This is a genomic window from Grimontia marina (genome assembly GCF_900060185.1).
Lineage (GTDB): Bacteria > Pseudomonadota > Gammaproteobacteria > Enterobacterales > Vibrionaceae > Enterovibrio > Enterovibrio marinus.
Window position 1 is genome coordinate 1 of record NZ_FIZY01000033.1, and the last position, 19333, is coordinate 19333.

Below are 19333 nucleotides of genomic sequence, written 5' to 3' on the forward strand. Positions count from 1 at the left end.
GGCTCATCCTCTACGACTACATGGTGAAATGTATGAAAGAGCTGGCGAAGCCTAAACCTGACATCGACTCTCTACTTCCGTGGAACTTCTCTCACTAACAAGCCCTGTGGGTTCATGGGGCGCTTACGAAGAAAACCTGACCATTGATACCTATATTTATGACGCTGTTTACGTGATTGACTGGCTGCGAAATAGATATCCGACATCTAAAGTGGGTGTCATTGGTCATAGTGAAGGAGGGCTCATCGGTCTTGCTGCAGGACTGAAAACAGACATTGATACGCTTGTGCTCGTAGCCACACCAGGTCGCCCAATAGACCAAATCATATTGGAACAACTTTCAGCACGCGCTCCCCAACTTGTTAATGAAGCCAAAGCAATTATCGATGCATTAAAACAAGGTGAAAATGTCACTCACATCAGCGAGAGCCTCTTTCAGCTATTTAGACCATCAGTCCAGCCTTATATGAATTCCTTACTGAGACAGAACCCCTGTTCTCTACTATCCCAAAGAAAGGGTAAGACTCTCATTGTTCAAGGAGAGCGTGATTTACAAGTGACAAAAGAAGATGCGCTTGCACTTTATGCGGATAACGAAAAACAAGTGGCCCTGAGATTAGTCGGTTCCACGAATCACGTTCTGGTGGAAGTAAACGATAACCTAGAAGATAACTTGGCGTCTTATCAGAATCCGTCTTTAGCCATTCATGAAGAACTGATAAACAGCATTGCTGGACACGCTTAAAGTCTGAAAATTCAACAACTTAAATAAACACATCACGCTACGTAAAAAAACGCCGCTAATGCGGCGTTATTTACTCAGATTTTACGTAGAATCACGAGGTTACACGTCGAGGTTGGCAACCTTCAGGGCGTTATCTTCGATAAACGCACGACGTGGCTCAACGTGATCACCCATCAATGTCGTGAAGAGCTCATCTGCTGCTACCGCATCCTGAATGGTCACGCGCATCATACGACGTGATTCTGGGTCCATGGTGGTTTCCCAAAGTTGATCAGGGTTCATCTCACCCAGACCTTTGTAGCGCTGACGACTAAGGCCACGGTTAGATTCTTTAATCAACCAAGCCAGCGCATCTGCAAAGCTCTTAACAGGTTGCTTACGCTCACCACGTTGAATGTATGCAGTATCGTCCAGAAGTCCGTTAAGCGCTTCTGACAAATCAGCAATCCGGCCGTACTCTTTTGAGTTCAGCAGATCGTAGCTAATCAGATACTCGTGATCAACACCGTGAGTACGAACAATCAGCTCTGGCTGGTAAGCTTGATGCTCTTCGTCAAACTTTATCTCTGCACGGTAAGAGCTCTCACCGGTCGAGTTCTTATTCAGAACATCCACCAGCTTATCAATCCAGGCGCGTACTTCACCTTCGTTGCCCAGCGTATCTACACTCAGACGCGGTTGGTATACCAGCTCATTCAGCAATGCGTATGGGTAACGACGGTTCATTCGCTTGATCAGCTTCATGACACCATTGTACTGTCTGACTAACTCTTCCAACGCTAAACCATTTAATGCGGGTGCATCTTGGTTTACGAAGAGTGAAGCATTTTCCAGCGCGATAGCAACTTGGTATTGTTCCATCGCTTCATCATCTTTGATGTATTGCTCTTGCTTACCTTTCTTCACTTTGTAAAGCGGTGGCTGTGCGATATAGATGTAACCGCGCTCAATCAACTCAGGCATTTGGCGGTAGAAGAAGGTCAACAGCAGCGTACGGATGTGCGAGCCATCGACGTCCGCATCAGTCATGATGATGATGCTGTGGTAACGCAGCTTATCCGGGTTGTACTCGTCACGGCCAATACCACAACCCAGCGCGGTGATCAGCGTTGCGACTTCCTGAGAAGAAAGCATCTTGTCGAAGCGCGCTTTCTCAACGTTCAGGATTTTACCTTTCAGTGGCAGAATAGCCTGGTTCTTACGGTTACGACCCTGCTTCGCGGAACCGCCTGCAGAGTCACCCTCCACAATGTAGAGTTCAGACAGTGCAGGATCTTTTTCCTGACAGTCTGCAAGCTTGCCTGGCAGACCTGCCAAATCCAGTGCACCTTTACGACGGGTCATTTCGCGTGCTTTACGCGCCGCTTCACGCGCACGCGCCGCATCGATGATTTTGCTACACACAATCTTCGAGTCTTGTGGGTTCTCAATCAGGAACTCAGACAGTTTCTCGTTCATTGCTGACTCAACCGCAGACTTCACTTCTGAAGAAACCAGTTTGTCTTTAGTCTGGCTTGAAAATTTCGGATCAGGCACTTTCACAGACACAACGGCAGTCAAACCTTCACGGGCATCGTCGCCAGAAGTCGCTGCTTTAGCTTTCTTCGAATAGCCTTCTTTGTCCATAAAGGAATTCAGCGTACGGGTCAGAGCTGCACGGAAACCGGCAAGGTGAGTACCGCCATCACGCTGAGGAATGTTGTTGGTGAAACAATAAATGTTTTCCTGGAAACCATCATTCCACTGCATTGACACTTCTACCGACACACCGTCTTCGCGTTCATGTTCAAAGTGGAACACAGTTGGGTGAATAGGTGTTTTGTTACGGTTGAGGTGCTCTACGAATGCGCGGATACCACCTTCATACATGAAGTGGTCTTGCTTGTTCTCTTCGCGCTCGTCAATCAGCTTGATTGAAACGCCTGAGTTCAGGAATGACAGCTCACGCAGGCGCTTGGCCAGAATGTCGTAATGGAACGTAGTGTCAGAGAAGGTCTCGTCACTTGGCCAAAATCGGATACGGGTACCGTTTTCGTCAGTATCACCAATAGCTTCCAGAGGCTGCTCAGGCACACCCATTTTGTAGATTTGCTGGTGGATGTTGCCGTGACGCCAGATGGTCAACTCAAGCTTCTCAGACAGGGCATTTACTACCGAAACACCTACACCGTGAAGACCACCGGAGACTTTGTACGAGTTGTCATCGAACTTACCACCGGCATGAAGTACCGTCATGATAACTTCGGCTGCTGATACACCCTCTTCTTCGTGGATGTCGACAGGAATACCACGACCGTCATCTTTTACAGATACCGAACCGTCTTCATGGATGGTGACCACGATGTCATTACAGTGACCAGCGAGAGCTTCATCGATAGAGTTATCGACCACCTCAAAGACCATGTGGTGCAGACCGGTACCGTCGTCAGTATCACCGATGTACATCCCCGGACGCTTTCGTACTGCATCCAGACCCTTGAGTACCTTGATACTCGATGAATCGTAATTGTTGGACATTGAGTTACTCTCGCTTAATTTTATTCTGCGGCTATTTTACCGTTTTCCACATGAAACATCTTACTATTTTCGTCGCACATTTCAGCGACCTGATCGGCACTAATGGCACTTACAAATACCTGCGCGCCTGTGGCTTTTAACTGCTCAGCCAATAGCGCCCGTCGTTGGCTATCCAACTCGGACGCAAAGTCATCTATCAAGTAGATGCATTGCTTTTGTTTGTCTTCGGTCAATTGTTGGCCCTGTGCTAAACGAAGGGCAAAAACCATCAACTTTAACTGCCCACGAGAAAGTACATCTTCCACCGGGGTGCCGCCCACGCGAAGGCGAAGATCTGCCTTGTGAGGACCACTGACCGTGTACCCGAGTTGCTGATCGCGTAAAAAGTTCTCGCGCAACAACTCGGCGTAATCTGTCTCTTTATCCCAACCGCGTGTGTAGTTGAGTTTGATTTCATACTCAGGCAGAAACGCTTCACATAGCTTGGAAGCACGTTCTGAGAGCTTTTCAATGTAGTCTTTACGCCACTGGTCAATTTGGTTGGCCAAAGGCGCTAATTCCGCATCCCAGTAACTAAGCTCACGGTAGTTACGCGCTGTTTTCATCAGCGCATTGCGTTGCTTGGTAAGCCGTTTCACCCTAGACCACGCAAGGTAAAACTGGGGTTCCACGTGAAACACACCCCAGTCGATAAATGCCCGGCGGAATTTCGGACCACCAGTTAACAGTTCAAACCCTTCCGGGGTAATCAGTTGCATCGGCAAGACTTCGGCAAGCTGCACCAGCTTCTGCCCTTTTTCCTCACCAATTTTCACTTCTGTCGAACCGTCGCGGTTTTTCTGGAGTCCTACTGGTAGTAAGGACTCACCTGCTTGCACGCGACCGTGTACAACTAATCTGTCTTGCTGGTGTCGGATCACCCTTCCGGTCAGCTGGCTTCGAAACGAACGGCCATGCCCCAGATAGTAAACCGCCTCCAACACACTGGTTTTTCCACTGCCGTTAAGCCCTACAAGAAAATTGAAGCCTGATGACAGGCTAAGGTCACAGGCTTCAATATTTCTCAAATCATGGATAGAGAGTCGGGACAGCGCCATATTACAGACGAATAGGCATCACGACGTACATGGCGTCATCATTACTGACATCTTCTACCAGTGTACTCGCCGTACCATCGGTCATCGAAAAGCGTACTTGTTCGCACTTAAGCGTATTTAATACATCCAGCACGTAACTGACGTTAAATCCGATTTCCAAGTCTTCGCCATCGTAATTAACGTCAACAAACTCTTCCGCTTCTTCCTGCTCAGGGTTATGCGCAGAAATACGAAGCTGGCCTGAGCTCAGGTTCAAGCGCACACCGCGGAATTTCTCATTCGACAAAATCGCTGCACGTGAAAATGCCTGACGCAGTTCGTCACAATCTGCTTCCATGATTTTGTTGGAAGATTGCGGCATGACGCGGCGGTAATCAGGGAATCGACCATCCACCAGCTTAGAGGTGAACACAAACTGGTTCACCTGAGCGCGGATGTTGGCACTGCCAATCTGGATTGTCACTGGCGCTTCTGGGTTATCCAGCATACGCATCAATTCAGTCACGCATTTACGTGGCACAATCACTTGCTGGCCAGCCAATTCATTGTCGAGCGCAGTTGTACCTACCGCCATACGGTGACCGTCTGTGGCCACAGAGCGAAGCGTAGTGCCATCAGTCTCCAGCAACATACCGTTCAGGAAATAACGGACATCCTGGTTGGCCATAGAGAACGCAGTGCTTTCAATCAATTGGCGGAGCTTGCCTTGTGGCACTGTGAACTCCACGTTGCTCTGCCAATCTTCGATATTCGGGAAGTCAGCAGCTGGCAATGTCGACAGTGTAAAACGGCTGCGGCCTGAACGGATTACTGCGCGATCACCTTCGAGCGTAAAACTGATAGGTGCGCTGTCTGGCAGACCACGGCAAATATCTAAAAACTTACGAGACGGGACCGTCACTGCCCCGTCTTCTGCTTCACTTTCCAGCGGCAGATTAGCAATCAGCTCAACTTCCAAATCCGTACAGGTCATGGAAAGTTGTCCGAACTCTACTTTCAGCAGGATATTGCCAAGAATAGGCAACGTAGGTCGTCCCCCTAATGCACCAGACACCTGCTGCAGGGGTTTCAAGAATTGGTCACGGGTAACTGTAAATTTCATATTAAGACGACAAAGTCCGGATCAGGTTGGAATAATCTTCTTTTATATCGTGGCTCTCTTCGCGCAGCTGTTCAATCTTTCGGCATGCATGAAGTACCGTAGTATGATCGCGGCCACCAAATGCGTCACCAATCTCCGGCAAACTGTGGTTGGTCAGCTCTTTTGACAGTGCCATCGCCACCTGGCGTGGACGTGCCACAGAGCGGCTGCGACGTTTCGACAATAGGTCCGCCATTTTGATTTTGTAATACTCGGCGACGGTTTTCTGGATGTTGTCGATGGTAACCAGTTTTTCCTGAAGTGCCAGCAAATCACGCAAGGCTTCACGGACAAAATCGATGGTGATAGCACGGCCGGTGAAGTTAGCATTCGCTATCACGCGGTTCAGCGCCCCTTCAAGCTCTCGAACATTTGAGCGCAGACGTTTAGCGATAAAGAACGCTACTTCGTCTGGCAGGCGAATATTATGATCTTCCGCCTTTTTCATCAAAATCGCCACGCGGGTTTCAAGCTCTGGTGGCTCGATAGCAACGGTCAAACCCCAGCCAAAACGGGATTTCAGACGATCTTCCACACCGCTGATCTCTTTTGGATAACGGTCAGAGGTGAGGATGATTTGTTGGTTACCTTCCAAGAGCGCATTGAAGGTATGGAAGAACTCTTCCTGTGAGCGCTCTTTGTTGGCGAAGAATTGGATATCATCGATAAGCAGCGCATCAACACTACGGTAGTAGCGCTTAAACTCTTCAATCTGGTTGTTCTGCAGCGCTTTAACCATGTCCTGAACAAAACGTTCAGAATGCATGTACACCACGCGCGCATCGGTTTTACGATCAGAAATCGCATTACCCACAGCGTGCAACAAGTGGGTTTTACCTAGACCTGTGCCGCCATAAAGGAAAAGTGGGTTGTATGCCGCGCCCGGGTTATCTGCCACCTGGCGAGCTGCTGCCAATGCGAGTTGGTTCGACTTACCTTCTACGAAGTTAGTGAACTTATGCTTGGGATTCACGTTAGAACGGTGATTCACATCTGATTGCACAGGAGAAGGTGCAGGCTCCCACGTGCGACCAACAGGTTTAGCGGCTGGTGCAACAGGGGCAGGAGCTGCAGGCTGGCTTGGCGGCGCCACCGGGGCAACTGGCTTACTGCCAACTTCAAAGCGCAGCACAGGCAAGTCGTTACCGCAAAATTCATTCAGTAACTGATTGATGCTATTGAGGTATTTGTCGCGAACCCAATCCAATACAAAACGGTTTGGCGCGAACAAAGTCAGGGTATTGTCATTTAACTCCGCCTGAAGCGGTCGAACCCACATGCTGAATTCTGTTGCAGGAAGGTCCTCTTGAAGGCGCTGAAGGCACTGCAACCAAAGCGAAGATGACACGTCTGACTCCACACTTATTTATTAATGAAAAGGGAACTAAGTTTATACTTGTACGAGGAGGATCGCTAGCGAAGAGATCCCTTTTGCAGTGAATAAGATCTAAGTTATACACACAGATCGCACATTTAGTTTGCAGATCGGCACAGCTAACACCCCACTTACTCACAGAATTATCTGATTTTGGCTCAAAAATCCGATGATCCGATCACAATGTTGACTCCCCCACTCCACAAAACGTCACGGGAGATCGATGTTCTTAAAAAATTCATCCTGATCAAATTTACACACCCTATACTGGGTTATCCCTGACGATCGCACATGAAATACACAAGGAAAGGTGGATAAGATCGGCAAAGGATCCTTGCGCTTGACAGGCGACCACGTATAATTGCGCGCCCTGAGAGATTCGGATTGAAACCACCTGTGGTTTTAACATTGACTATAAGTCAGTCAGTGATTACAATCCGCCCTCTTTGTTGAGAGGCGTCGGACTTTTGTCCCACGTCGGGTTAACAAACCTAAAAACTGATCAGTAATTAAGGTAGAAACCATGAAACGCACTTTTCAACCTTCAGTTCTAAAGCGTAAGCGCACTCACGGTTTCCGTGCGCGCATGGCAACTAAGAACGGTCGTAAGGTTATCGCCGCTCGCCGTGCGAAAGGCCGTAGCAAGCTTTCAAAATAATCCTTAGCGATTTGTGAATAAGCTAGCTTTTTCTCGGGAGTTACGTCTGTTAACTCCCGAACATTTCAACTTCGTCTTCCAGCAACCTCACCGCGCTGGCTCTCCACACTTAACCATTCTTGCTCGAAACAACAAACTTGGACGCCCACGTCTAGGCCAAGCTGTTCCAAAAAAACAAATCAAACTTGCCGTTGACCGAAATCGCTTTAAACGTCTGGTACGTGAAAGTTTTCGTCTCAACCAGCACTCGCTGATGGCAAAAGATTATGTTGTGATAGCAAAGAAAAGTGCGAATGAGCTCAGTAACGAAGAACTGAGTCAGCTGCTTGATAAGTTATGGCAACGTTTGTCTCGACCGCCGCGAAAAAAATAGTCACTGGACTGTTTCGCGGGTATCAACTCTTCATCAGCCCACTTCTGGGGCCCCGATGTCGCTTCACGCCGACATGCTCCCAATACGCCATAGAAGCGGTCAACCGTCACGGTGTGATAAAAGGGTGTTGGTTCGCCAGCAAACGTTTATTAAAATGCCACCCTCTTAATCATGGTGGGTACGATCCTGTACCCCCGCGTCATCCTAAAAATCGAGACAATTAACAATGGATTCTCAACGCAATATCCTGTTGATTGCCCTAATGTTTGTATCCTTCATGTTGTATCTCAACTGGACGGAAGCAACCAACCCTCAACCACAGGGCCAGGGCGTAACACAGCAAGCACAACACAGTGGTGATGTACCTGCCAGCTCAGATGCGTCTCAGCCTCTGACGCAGGACGCAGTTTCAAACAAGCTGATCACCATCAAAAGTGACGTGCTGACTTTGACCGTTGACACACAAGGCGGTGACATTCTTCGCGCTGAACTGAACAACTACGACGCAGAGTTCGACTCTGTCGACAAGTTCGTGATGCTCAAAAACCAGCCTGACCACGTATTCGTTGCTCAAAGCGGCCTGATTGGCCCAGATGGTATCGATACCCTGGATGGCCGTGCACAGTTCTCTGCAAACGGCACCGACTTTGTGATGGCTGATGGCCAGGACGAGTTGCGTGTTCCTCTGACGCTGGTGAAAGACGGCATTACCTTCACCAAAACCTTTGTACTGAAACGCGACAACTACGCGGTTGACGTTGACTACACAGTAGACAACCAAAGCGACAAAGCCGCGACAGTACAAATGTATGCGCAGCTAAAACAAAACCTGCTGGATGACGGCGGCAGCCTGACCATGCCGACCTACCGCGGTGGTGTGTACTCGGCTGACGATGCGAAATACGAGAAATACAGCTTTGACGATATGAAGGACAGAAACCTGAACCTGACTATCGCCAATCAAGGTTGGGCAGGCATGATGCAACACTACTTCGTTGCCGCCTGGATTCCACATTCAGAAGGTGAAGCGAACCTGTATACCCGCACCAGCAATGGCCAGGGCTTTATCGGTGTACGCTACCCAACCACCACAGTTGCAGCAGGTTCAACGGCACAACTGGACGCGACCCTGTGGGTCGGTCCTAAGCTTCAGGACAAAATGGCTGAAGTGGCACCTAACCTGAACCTGACTGTCGACTATGGCTGGCTGTGGTTTATCGCGAGCCCACTGCACTGGTTGCTGTCAACCATTCACGGTTTCGTGGGTAACTGGGGTGTGGCAATCATCATCCTGACCTTCATCGTTCGTGGTGTGATGTACCCGCTGACCAAAGCGCAGTACACCTCGATGGCGAAAATGCGCATGCTGCAGCCAAAACTCGCAGAAATGCGTGAGCGTATTGGTGATGACCGCCAGCGCATGAGCCAGGAAATGATGGAGCTGTATAAGAAAGAGAAAGTGAACCCGCTGGGCGGTTGTTTACCTCTGCTTCTACAAATGCCTATCTTCATCGCACTTTACTGGGCGCTGATGGAATCGGTAGAACTGCGCCACGCACCGTTCATGCTGTGGATTCAAGACTTGTCAGCACCGGATCCATACTATGTGCTGCCACTGCTGATGGGTGCTTCTATGTTCCTCATCCAGAAGATGAGCCCAAGCACCATCACCGATCCAATGCAGCAGAAGATCATGAACTTCATGCCAGTGATGTTCACCGTGTTCTTCCTGTGGTTCCCGGCAGGTCTGGTACTGTACTGGTTGGTGTCGAACATTGTGACCCTTATCCAGCAGACCATGATTTACCGTGCGCTGGAGAAAAAAGGCCTTCACAGCCGCACCTAATCGCACTGAATACTGACAAGGCGGCCAACTGGCCGCCTTTCTTCTTTCTGAAGACGCGACAGGCGGTCAGGTAAAATTGGTATACACTAAGCAACGATTTCAAACCGCAGGTAAAGTTTCATGACTCATTCAGACACCATTGTTGCTCAGGCAACACCACCGGGACGCGGTGGTGTGGGCATCATCCGCGTATCAGGCCCTAAAGCCAAAGCAGTTGCCCTGGCGGTCACCGGACGTGAACTTCCGGTGCGACGCGCTGAATACCTGCCGTTTAACGATGAACAGGGCAACGCACTTGATCAGGGGATTGCCCTGTACTTCCAGGCGCCGAATTCGTTTACCGGTGAAGATGTGCTGGAACTGCAAGGTCATGGCGGCCCAGTTATCATGGATATGCTGATCAAGCGCATTGTGGATATCGACGGTGTTCGCACTGCCCGCCCGGGCGAGTTCTCCGAACGCGCCTTTTTGAATGACAAGCTCGATCTGGCGGAAGCAGAAGCGATTGCCGACTTGATTGATGCCAGCTCAGAGCAAGCGGCGAAAAGCGCGCTGCAAAGCCTTCAGGGGGCGTTTTCGGGCAAAGTTAATACGCTGGTGGAAGCGCTGATCCATCTGCGCATCTACGTGGAAGCGGCGATAGATTTCCCGGATGAGGAAATCGATTTTCTCTCTGACGGTAAAGTCGCCGCCGATCTCGACAACATCATCAACTCGCTGGATGACGTGCGTAAAGCAGCCAACCAAGGCGCTATCATGCGTGAAGGCATGAAAGTGGTGATCGCCGGCCGTCCGAATGCGGGTAAATCCAGTCTGCTCAATGCCCTTTCCGGTAAAGAAAGCGCCATTGTGACCGACATCGCCGGCACCACCCGTGATGTGCTCCGTGAGCATATCCACATTGATGGCATGCCGCTGCACATCATCGACACAGCAGGCTTGCGTGACGCCTCAGACGAGGTGGAACGTATCGGTATTGAACGTGCCTGGGATGAAATCGCTCAGGCGGACCGCGTGCTCTTTATGGTGGATGGCACCACCACTGATGCGACATCACCGGAAGAAATCTGGCCGGAGTTTATCGACCGCCTGCCAGAAAATATCGGTATGACGGTTATCCGCAACAAGGCAGACATGACTGTTGAAACCCTTGGAATTTGCCATGCCAGTCAGCCTACCCTTATCCGTTTAAGCGCGAAGACAGGAGCAGGTGTTGATGCCCTGCGTGAGCACCTGAAAGCCTGTATGGGTTTCTCCGGCGCGACAGAGGGTGGCTTTATGGCCCGTCGCCGCCACTTGGAAGCACTGGATGCAGCCGCCCGACACCTCGATATCGGAAAAGATCAGCTTGAGGGTTACATGGCCGGAGAGATCCTCGCGGAAGAGCTCCGCATTGCCCAGCAGCATCTTTCAGAGATCACTGGAGAATTCAGCTCAGACGATCTTCTCGGCAGGATCTTTAGCTCATTCTGTATTGGTAAGTAATCCTTTCAGAGCCACCTTCGGGTGGCTTCTTTACCTCCGAATCATCCCGCTTTTGCTACACTTGTTGTCAAACTCCCTTTCTGCCAGCTAAAGCAATGATCAACAGCCTCAACCCCATTCTTAACTTGGGTATAACACGCTGCGATAAACTGCAGATACATCACCTTCGTATGGTGAATCTGCTTACCTGCCTCTGTGCTGGTGGCACTCTGCTTTTCTCTGCCTTATTCTGGTTCGCCTTTGGCAGTGCCAGCGCAGCGCTATTAAACGGCTTGTTTGCCATACTCTACCTGATCTCTTTTTTACTGATCCGGGAGGGTATTCTGTGGATGGCGAAATACTGGATATTCGTGACCTTTTTCCTACAGCAACTCTTCCTTCCCCTATTCGTACTGTCGGCCAATTTTGAAACCGAACTGCTGTTACTGGTAGTACCTACCGCCGTTATGTTGGTATTTGATCCCAATGAACGTTTGCCCCGTTACGGATTATCACTTATCGCTATCTTCTTACTTTTCCTTGCCAAAACAGTTCCTTCTACGGATCCCGTTCTAGCGCTAACAGACACCGATGCCCGAGCGGCTTACCTGTGTGTCATCCTGATCCTGGTACTTGCCTCCGTGGCGTTAACCGATTTTTACCTTGTGGATCTTCATAATATTGATGAATCATCAAGAAAACTGATGCACGAAGATCTTCTGACAGAAACCGCAAATAGCCAAAGTTTATATAATCAGGCTGATGAGCTTTTCTATCAGGCACAGAGGCGGGGAGAGCCCCTATCTATCATCGCCATCGATCTCGATGACTTCAGACAAATCAATGAAATGCATGGAAGGCCTACAGGTGATCAGGTACTTGTCCACATCGCCGATTTATTAAGGGAACAATTACCACCCGCCACCCCAATTGGACGTCTATATGCAGATAGCTTCGCCGTTCTATTGCGAAACACTCCCTCCAATGAGGCCGTCCGTGTGGCCGAGCAACTGAAATTGGTCATCGGGCGCAGTGTGGTTTTGCTCGATAACACGGCCGTAAAACGCACCGCAAGCCTCGGGGTGACCACATCCAACGAAGGCTGTCTGGCGGGATTCCAACTGATTGACACCGCCATTAGTGCCGTAAGCAATGCCAAAAAACGTGGCAAAAACAAGATACAAACCCTTTCACCTAAAGGGAGAAATGCCCTTTATCGCAACGAACACTACCAACCAAGCTGACTTGACGCAGCAGTGACCGTCACTCAATACTAACGGCCATTGATAAACTGTTAGAGAACAAACTTATGAGTGAACTAACCCTGATCACCGGCAGTACATTGGGCGGCGCAGAGTACGTGGGCGATCACCTCTCTGATCTTCTGGAACAAGAAGGCATCAAAGTGAATGTGATCAATGAAGCAGAGCCTGATGACGTCGCGAATGCCTCCAGCCTTCTCCTTATCACATCAACCCATGGTGCCGGAGACTATCCGGATAACCTCGCGCCAGCGATGGAAGCCCTGAAAAACACGACACCTGATTTGAGTGCCCTAAAGTATGCCGTGATCGCAATCGGCGACTCCAGTTACGACACGTTTTGTGGCGCAGGTATTCAGGCAGATGAACTATTGAAAAGCCTGGGAGCGCAGTCTCTGGCCCCCCGATTAGAGATTGATATTCTTGAGCAGCCTTTGCCTGAAGAAGCGGCTGAAGCATGGTTATCCCAGCACAAATCGGTATTTTGTGAATAAAATGACGCGTCGACCATAAAAACTTTATTCAAAAGTGTGACCTTTGCTTTGTGGATAACTATAGATCTAAACGGTGATAAACCTATAGTTATCCAAATAACAACTTTCCTCTCTTTCCCCACCTGTTGATAACATTCCATTTTGATCCCAAGAAGTACCAGAATAGATCCAAGCAAACACACAGAAAACGATCTTCCTTAAACGCATGATCATGCTGATCATTTATTAGTTATCCACAAAGATCGTCTTCCCTAATAAGAGATCAAAATAAAGATCTATATAAAGATCTTTATATATTTTAAGAGACACACCCTCGATCAAAGATCACACTTTTGGTTCTCTCCGTTTCTGAAAAGCGGTAGAATGATCCTCTTTTGCTCAACCAACCGATCAACACATTCCTTATTGAGGTCACACCATGTTTTACCAGGATAACTTTGATGTCATCGTTGTTGGTGGTGGTCATGCAGGTACGGAAGCCGCACTGGCCGCTGCACGTATGGGTCAGCAAACCCTTCTGCTGACACACAATATCGATACATTGGGGCAAATGTCATGTAACCCTGCCATTGGCGGGATCGGAAAAGGACATCTGGTGAAAGAGGTCGACGCACTAGGCGGCCTGATGGCGCGTGCGATTGACAAAGGTGGTATTCAGTTCCGTACCCTGAATGTATCGAAAGGCCCTGCTGTCCGTGCTACCCGAGCACAGGCTGACCGTGCGCTGTACAAAGCTGCTGTACGTGAGGCATTGGAAAACCAGCCAAATCTGATGTTATTCCAACAAGCAGTGAATGACCTGATCGTTGAAAAGGATCAAGTGATTGGTGTTGTGACCGAAATGGGCCTGAAATTCCGTGCCCGATCGGTGGTGTTGACCGTAGGTACGTTCCTCGGCGGAAAAATCCACATTGGTCTTGAGAATTATTCCGGTGGCCGGGCAGGCGATCCTCCTTCGATCGCTCTGGCTGATCGCCTCCGTGAACTGCCATTCCGTGTTGACCGCTTGAAAACCGGTACGCCACCACGTATTGACGCGCGTACGGTTGATTTCAGTGTGATGCAAACTCAACATGGCGATGACCCATGCCCTGTGTTTTCTTTCATGGGCCATATGTCTGAACATCCTCGTCAGATCCCTTGCTACATCACTTACACCAATGAAAAAACCCATGACGTAATCCGCAGTAATCTGGATCGTAGTCCTATGTATGCCGGTGTGATTGAAGGTATTGGCCCACGCTATTGCCCGTCAATTGAAGACAAGGTAATGCGCTTTGCGGACAAGGATAAACACCAGATTTTCGTTGAGCCGGAAGGTCTGACGACAAATGAACTGTATCCCAACGGGATCTCCACCAGCCTGCCATTTGACGTCCAGATGGGGATCATTCATTCGATCAAAGGCTTCGAAAACGCACGCGTGATCCGCCCGGGATATGCAATCGAGTATGATTTCTTCGATCCGCGCGATCTGAAACAGACCTTTGAAACCAAGTTTATAAAAGGTCTGTTCTTTGCCGGTCAAATCAACGGTACGACTGGCTATGAAGAGGCTGCTGCACAAGGCTTGCTCGCAGGTACAAACGCCGCCTTGTTTGCTCAGGACAAAGAGGGCTGGTGTCCTCGCCGTGATCAGGCTTACATGGGTGTGTTGATTGACGATCTGTCGACCATGGGTACCAAAGAACCGTACCGTATGTTCACTTCCCGTGCTGAATACCGCTTATTGCTTCGTGAAGACAACGCGGATATGCGTTTGACTGAAACCGGTCGCGAGCTCGGTTTGGTTGAGGATGAGCGCTGGGCCCGTTTCAACCAGAAATTGGAAAACATGGAACAGGAAGCGCAGCGTCTTCGCAGTGCCTGGATCCACCCGACTTCAGAGCACGCTGAAGCATTGAACGCGATCCTGAAAACGCCATTGTCCCGTGAGGCAAACGGTGAAGAGTTATTGCGTCGTCCGGAAGTGACGTACAACGATCTGGTGAAAATTCCCACATTCTCGCCAGCGCACGAAGACATTCAAGCCTCTGAGCAGGTGGAAATTCAGGTCAAGTACGCAGGTTATATCGACCGCCAGAAAGATGAGATTGAAAAATCTATCCGCCACGAAAATACCCATTTGCCAATAGAGCTGGATTATTCCCAAATCAAAGGCTTGTCGAACGAGGTGGTGGCGAAATTGAAAGACAGCCGTCCAGAGACCATTGGCAAGGCGTCACGCATTTCCGGTATCACGCCTGCAGCGATCTCTATCCTGCTGGTCCATCTGAAAAAACAAGGCATGCTGAAAAAAGGGGCCTGAGTTTCTGTGAAACAACGTCTAGCAAAACTGATTGAACAGGCAGGGATGAATATCCCTGCTGAGCAACAAGCCCAATTGATTGGCTATGTTGAAATGCTCAACAAATGGAACAAAGCGTACAACCTCACTTCGGTGCGCGATCCAAACGAGATGATCGTCAAACACATCATGGACAGCATCGTGGTGAGTCAGCACCTCGATAGCCAAAGTTACATTGATGTGGGTACGGGGCCTGGATTGCCAGGGATCCCGCTTGCAATCATCAACCCGGAAAAATCCTTCACGCTTCTCGACAGCTTGGGTAAGCGTATTCGCTTCATCCGTCAGGTTCTTCATGAGCTGAAAATCACCAATGTCACGCCGGTACAGAGCCGCGTGGAAGATTTTCAACCTGAACAGGGATTTGACGGCGTATTAAGCCGAGCATTTGCATCTATGAGTGACATGGTAAACTGGTGTCATCACCTGCCTTCAGCTCAAGGAAGGTTCCTTGCTCTGAAGGGACAAGTGGATCAAGTCGAAATTGATGAACTTCCTGCCGGATGTTCTGTGACAGATATCAAACCTTTGACTGTTCCGGGATTGGAAGGTCAACGTCATCTAGTAGTCTTGGCTAGATAGGATTATTAGGCGAGGTCGTCTTGTGGGAAAAGTCATTGCTATAGCAAACCAAAAGGGAGGCGTTGGTAAAACAACGACCTGTATCAACCTGGCTGCTTCGCTGGCAGCGACTCAGCGTAAGGTATTGGTAATTGACCTAGACCCGCAGGGCAACGCAACCATGGCGAGTGGTGTGGACAAATACGATGTTCATGCCACTGCCTACGATTTGCTGGTTGAAGAGACCCCGTTTAACGATGTGGTGGTGACAGAAACGACGGGCGGTTATCACCTGATAGCGGCCAATGGTGATGTTACTGCGGCAGAAATCAAACTCATGGAAGTGTTTGCCCGCGAAGTGAGGCTGCGCAGCGCATTAGCCGACATTCGTGAAAACTATGATTTCATCTTCATTGATTGTCCCCCTTCTCTTAACCTTCTTACAATCAATGCCATGACGGCGGCAAACTCCGTACTGGTGCCGATGCAGTGTGAATACTTTGCATTGGAAGGCCTGACCGCACTGATGGACACCATCAGTAAGCTTGCAAGCGTAGTGAACGCTGACTTGCATGTGGAAGGCTTGCTCAGAACCATGTACGATCCGCGAAATCGTCTGGCGACAGAAGTGTCTGAACAGATCAAAAAACACTTTGGAGACAAGGTCTACCGTACAGTTATCCCGCGTAATGTCCGTTTGGCTGAAGCGCCTAGTCACGGCAAACCTGCCATGTACTACGACAAATATTCCAGCGGTGCCAAATCCTATCTGGCATTAGCCGGTGAAATATTGCGACGGGAAGAGCAGGCCAGGCAGGCTGTTGCCAACGCGTCTTAAAGGAACGTGAATGAACGCTACCAAACGTGGATTGGGTAAAGGACTCGATGCGCTACTGGCCACTAGTGCTAGGGCACAAGCGCGTGTCGATCTGAATAACGATACTCAGGAAGCTGTTAACAACAGTGAGCTTCAGCATTTGCCATTAGCGGCATTGCGTCCTGGTGTGTATCAACCTCGTCAGGATATGGCGCAGGAAGCATTGGAAGAGCTGGCGGAGTCTATTCGCGCACAAGGCGTTATCCAACCTTTGGTTGTGCGCCACCTCGGTGACAAACAGTACGAAATTATCGCCGGTGAGCGCCGTTTCAGAGCATCAAAAATCGCTGGCTTGACCCATGTTCCTTGTTTGGTCCGAGATCTAAATGACAAAGCTGCGAGCGCCATCGCACTGATTGAGAATATCCAGCGTGAAGATCTTAACGCCATGGAAGAAGCGGAAGCGCTGGATCGTTTGATCCATGACTTCTCTCTCACCCACCAACAACTGGCCGAAGCGCTGGGCAAATCCCGTACTACCATCAGTAATCTGCTGAGATTGAACGGCCTTGAAGCTGGCGTAAAGAAACTGTTGTCTGGGCGTCAGTTGGAAATGGGTCATGCGCGTGCTTTGCTGGCATTAGATGGCAATGCACAGATCGAGGCTGCATTGGTCTCCGTCAATAAAAAACTCACAGTTAGGCAGACCGAAGCCTTAGTGAAAAAAGCCCTGACCCCGGCGGTAGAAAAAACACAGGAACCCGTATCACCAAAATTGGTGGAGTTACAGGATAGGCTGACTGACAAGCTAGGCACATCTGTCAGTCTGTCCCAAAGCAGGAGTGGTAGTGGTAAGTTGGTTATCACCTTTGATCAGAACGAAAAACTTATGCAAATTCTTGCAATTCTAGGTGAGGAATTGTGACGTGACGCGTTGGGTTTTTGTTACATATTTTTGCTTACTGTGATCAGGTTACCCTGTTGTAAAATTTAGTTTCCCTTTTTGATGTGATGAGATTGCATTCAAAAGGGCGACCCGTATAATTTTTGCAGTTTTCCCAGCACGACAAGGTGCTAAGAGGAAAGGAATCGAGGAACGAATACATGGTATCGACGCTCACGCGACCAGGTCGCAAGCTTGCGAAAAGGTTGCTGCTGTTACAGGCGTGCGTCGTGTTAGCAACGGCAATCTTGATGGTCACCACCATCAATGTCGACTGGGGAATTTCCGCACTCATAGGCGGTGGCATTTTCGTAATCGCCAACGCAGCCTTTGCATTGTGTGCATTCCTCTTTAGTGGAGCGAGAGCAGCAAAGCTCGTTGTGGCATCCTTCTACAGCGGGGAAGTGCTTAAAATTCTACTTACCGTCGCGCTGTTTTCCGTTGTTTACCTGTATGCCGAGGTGGAACTTGTTCCCCTCAAACTGACCTATTTGCTGGTACTTGGAATTAATATCCTCGCGCCAGTTTTATTCATTAACAACAACAAATAGGATGAGTTATGGCTGCGCCAGGTGAAGCGCTTACACCCTCCGGTTATATCTCCCACCATTTAACCAACCTGTCTTCGGACAAGCTTGGTCTGGTGGAGGAAGGTAGCTTCTGGTCGGTGCATATTGATAGCCTGTTTTTCTCTATTGCCATCGGTATCGGCTTTCTATGGCTGTTCCGAGCAGTAGCGAAAAAAGCTACAACAGGAGTTCCAGGCAAGCTTCAGTGTTTTGTGGAAATGTTGGTGGAGTTCGTTGATGAAAACGTTCGCGAAACCTTCCATGGAAAGAATCCACTGATCGCGCCTTTGGCTCTGACCATTTTCGTTTGGATATTTCTGATGAATACGATGGACCTTGTTCCTATCGATTTTATTCCTTATCCAGCGGAACAGCTTGGTATTCCTTATATGAAGGTCGTACCAACAGCTGATGTAAATATCACACTGGCAATGGCGCTGGGCGTGTTTTTCTTGATGATTTACTACAGCATCAAGATCAAAGGCCTAGGTGGCTTTGCAAAAGAGCTGGCTCTTCACCCGTTCAATCACCCACTTATGATCCCGTTCAACCTGCTGCTTGAAGTGGTATCGCTACTGGCGAAACCAATCTCACTCGGCATGCGTCTGTTCGGTAACATGTTTGCAGGTGAAGTGGTATTTATCCTTATTGCGGCTCTTCTGCCGTGGTGGGCGCAATGGTTGGGTTCATTACCGTGGGCAATCTTCCACATTCTGGTTATTACCATCCAAGCGTTCGTCTTTATGATGTTGACCATTGTGTACCTGTCTCAGGCACATGAAGATTCGCATTAATAAAAGATTTTTTAGTAAGCAACTTTGTTCGACCTTCCGGCATATAAGCCGACAACAAGAAACTGGAGATAGTGATGGAAACTTTATTGAGCTTTTCTGCAATTGCCGTTGGCATCATTGTAGGTCTTGCTTCCCTGGGTACAGCGATCGGCTTCGCATTGCTTGGCGGTAAATTCCTTGAAGGTGCGGCTCGTCAACCAGAGATGGCTCCAATGCTGCAAGTTAAGATGTTCATCATCGCTGGTCTGCTGGATGCGGTTCCAATGATCGGTATCGTAATCGCACTGCTGTTCACCTTCGCAAACCCATTCGTTGGTCAGCTGGGTTAAG

At 49.2% G+C, this 19333-nt stretch carries 19 protein-coding genes; 15 read left to right on the top strand and 4 right to left on the bottom strand.

Features of this window, described 5'->3' with window-relative positions; all coding sequences use genetic code 11:
* Nucleotides 1-106 precede the first annotated feature (106 nt).
* On the top strand, nucleotides 107-745 hold the full coding sequence (locus GMA8713_RS16175) for an alpha/beta hydrolase (protein ID WP_062712204.1): 639 nt from the start codon (nucleotides 107-109) through the stop codon (nucleotides 743-745).
* Between the two features lie 99 nt (nucleotides 746-844).
* Here GMA8713_RS16175 and gyrB read toward each other — a convergent pair whose 3' ends face one another.
* From gyrB to dnaA, 4 genes are read right to left on the bottom strand one after another with little or no spacing between them, the layout of a single operon-like run.
* Entirely contained in the window at nucleotides 845-3262 is a 2418-nt protein-coding gene (gene gyrB, locus GMA8713_RS16180; protein ID WP_062712206.1) for a DNA topoisomerase (ATP-hydrolyzing) subunit B, read from the bottom strand.
* A gap of 20 nt (nucleotides 3263-3282) precedes the next feature.
* On the bottom strand, nucleotides 3283-4359 hold the full coding sequence (recF, locus tag GMA8713_RS16185) for a DNA replication/repair protein RecF (RefSeq protein WP_062712209.1): 1077 nt from the start codon (nucleotides 4357-4359) through the stop codon (nucleotides 3283-3285).
* Between the two features lies 1 nt (nucleotide 4360).
* Nucleotides 4361-5461 (bottom strand): DNA polymerase III subunit beta, encoded by a 1101-nt coding sequence (dnaN, locus tag GMA8713_RS16190; RefSeq protein ID WP_062712212.1) that lies wholly within the window; start codon nucleotides 5459-5461, stop codon nucleotides 4361-4363.
* A 1-nt stretch (nucleotide 5462) separates the two neighbouring features.
* The gene (dnaA, locus tag GMA8713_RS16195) at nucleotides 5463-6848 is read right to left on the bottom strand and encodes a chromosomal replication initiator protein DnaA (protein WP_002540782.1); all 1386 of its coding nucleotides are present in this window, start codon (nucleotides 6846-6848) and stop codon (nucleotides 5463-5465) included.
* Nucleotides 6849-7398: 550 nt separating this feature from the next.
* Here dnaA and rpmH point away from each other — a divergent pair.
* From rpmH to atpE, 14 genes are all read left to right on the top strand, one after another.
* Nucleotides 7399-7533: a 50S ribosomal protein L34 gene (gene rpmH, locus GMA8713_RS16200; protein WP_002540783.1), complete on the top strand. Its 135-nt coding sequence runs from the start codon at nucleotides 7399-7401 to the stop codon at nucleotides 7531-7533.
* A 13-nt stretch (nucleotides 7534-7546) separates the two neighbouring features.
* The gene (rnpA, locus tag GMA8713_RS16205) at nucleotides 7547-7906 is read left to right on the top strand and encodes a ribonuclease P protein component (RefSeq protein ID WP_039850324.1); all 360 of its coding nucleotides are present in this window, start codon (nucleotides 7547-7549) and stop codon (nucleotides 7904-7906) included.
* Entirely contained in the window at nucleotides 7870-8130 is a 261-nt protein-coding gene (gene yidD, locus GMA8713_RS26870) for a membrane protein insertion efficiency factor YidD (protein WP_082111347.1), read from the top strand. Before rnpA ends, yidD begins: the two co-directional genes overlap by 37 nt.
* A 2-nt stretch (nucleotides 8131-8132) precedes the next feature.
* Nucleotides 8133-9752: a membrane protein insertase YidC gene (gene yidC, locus GMA8713_RS16210; RefSeq protein ID WP_062712215.1), complete on the top strand. Its 1620-nt coding sequence runs from the start codon at nucleotides 8133-8135 to the stop codon at nucleotides 9750-9752.
* 120 nt (nucleotides 9753-9872) lie between these two features.
* Nucleotides 9873-11237, top strand: coding sequence for a tRNA uridine-5-carboxymethylaminomethyl(34) synthesis GTPase MnmE (mnmE, locus tag GMA8713_RS16215; protein ID WP_062712216.1), 1365 nt, complete (start codon nucleotides 9873-9875; stop codon nucleotides 11235-11237).
* Nucleotides 11238-11332: 95 nt separating this feature from the next.
* Complete coding sequence (locus tag GMA8713_RS16220) at nucleotides 11333-12460, top strand: GGDEF domain-containing protein (protein WP_232314463.1); 1128 nt, start codon at nucleotides 11333-11335, stop codon at nucleotides 12458-12460.
* Nucleotides 12461-12525: 65 nt separating this feature from the next.
* Complete coding sequence (gene mioC / locus GMA8713_RS16225; protein WP_046303090.1) at nucleotides 12526-12972, top strand: FMN-binding protein MioC; 447 nt, start codon at nucleotides 12526-12528, stop codon at nucleotides 12970-12972.
* Between the two features lie 418 nt (nucleotides 12973-13390).
* On the top strand, nucleotides 13391-15280 hold the full coding sequence (gene mnmG, locus GMA8713_RS16230; protein WP_062712219.1) for a tRNA uridine-5-carboxymethylaminomethyl(34) synthesis enzyme MnmG: 1890 nt from the start codon (nucleotides 13391-13393) through the stop codon (nucleotides 15278-15280).
* 6 nt (nucleotides 15281-15286) lie between these two features.
* Nucleotides 15287-15901 carry a 16S rRNA (guanine(527)-N(7))-methyltransferase RsmG gene (rsmG, locus tag GMA8713_RS16235; protein ID WP_062712222.1) on the top strand — a complete coding sequence of 205 codons (615 nt, stop codon included), beginning with the start codon at nucleotides 15287-15289 and terminating at the stop codon, nucleotides 15899-15901.
* Between the two features lie 22 nt (nucleotides 15902-15923).
* Nucleotides 15924-16718, top strand: a complete 795-nt coding sequence (locus tag GMA8713_RS16240) for a ParA family protein (protein WP_062712225.1) — start codon at nucleotides 15924-15926, stop codon at nucleotides 16716-16718.
* 10 nt (nucleotides 16719-16728) lie between these two features.
* Nucleotides 16729-17622 (top strand): ParB/RepB/Spo0J family partition protein, encoded by an 894-nt coding sequence (locus GMA8713_RS16245; protein WP_062712227.1) that lies wholly within the window; start codon nucleotides 16729-16731, stop codon nucleotides 17620-17622.
* A gap of 179 nt (nucleotides 17623-17801) precedes the next feature.
* On the top strand, nucleotides 17802-18191 hold the full coding sequence (locus GMA8713_RS16250) for a F0F1 ATP synthase subunit I (RefSeq protein WP_046303095.1): 390 nt from the start codon (nucleotides 17802-17804) through the stop codon (nucleotides 18189-18191).
* Nucleotides 18192-18199: 8 nt separating this feature from the next.
* Nucleotides 18200-19003, top strand: coding sequence for a F0F1 ATP synthase subunit A (gene atpB, locus GMA8713_RS16255; RefSeq protein WP_002540796.1), 804 nt, complete (start codon nucleotides 18200-18202; stop codon nucleotides 19001-19003).
* A 74-nt stretch (nucleotides 19004-19077) separates the two neighbouring features.
* A complete protein-coding gene (gene atpE, locus GMA8713_RS16260) occupies nucleotides 19078-19332 on the top strand; it encodes a F0F1 ATP synthase subunit C (protein WP_002540812.1) in 255 nt (84 codons plus the stop codon).
* The last annotated feature ends 1 nt before the right edge of the window (nucleotide 19333 follow it).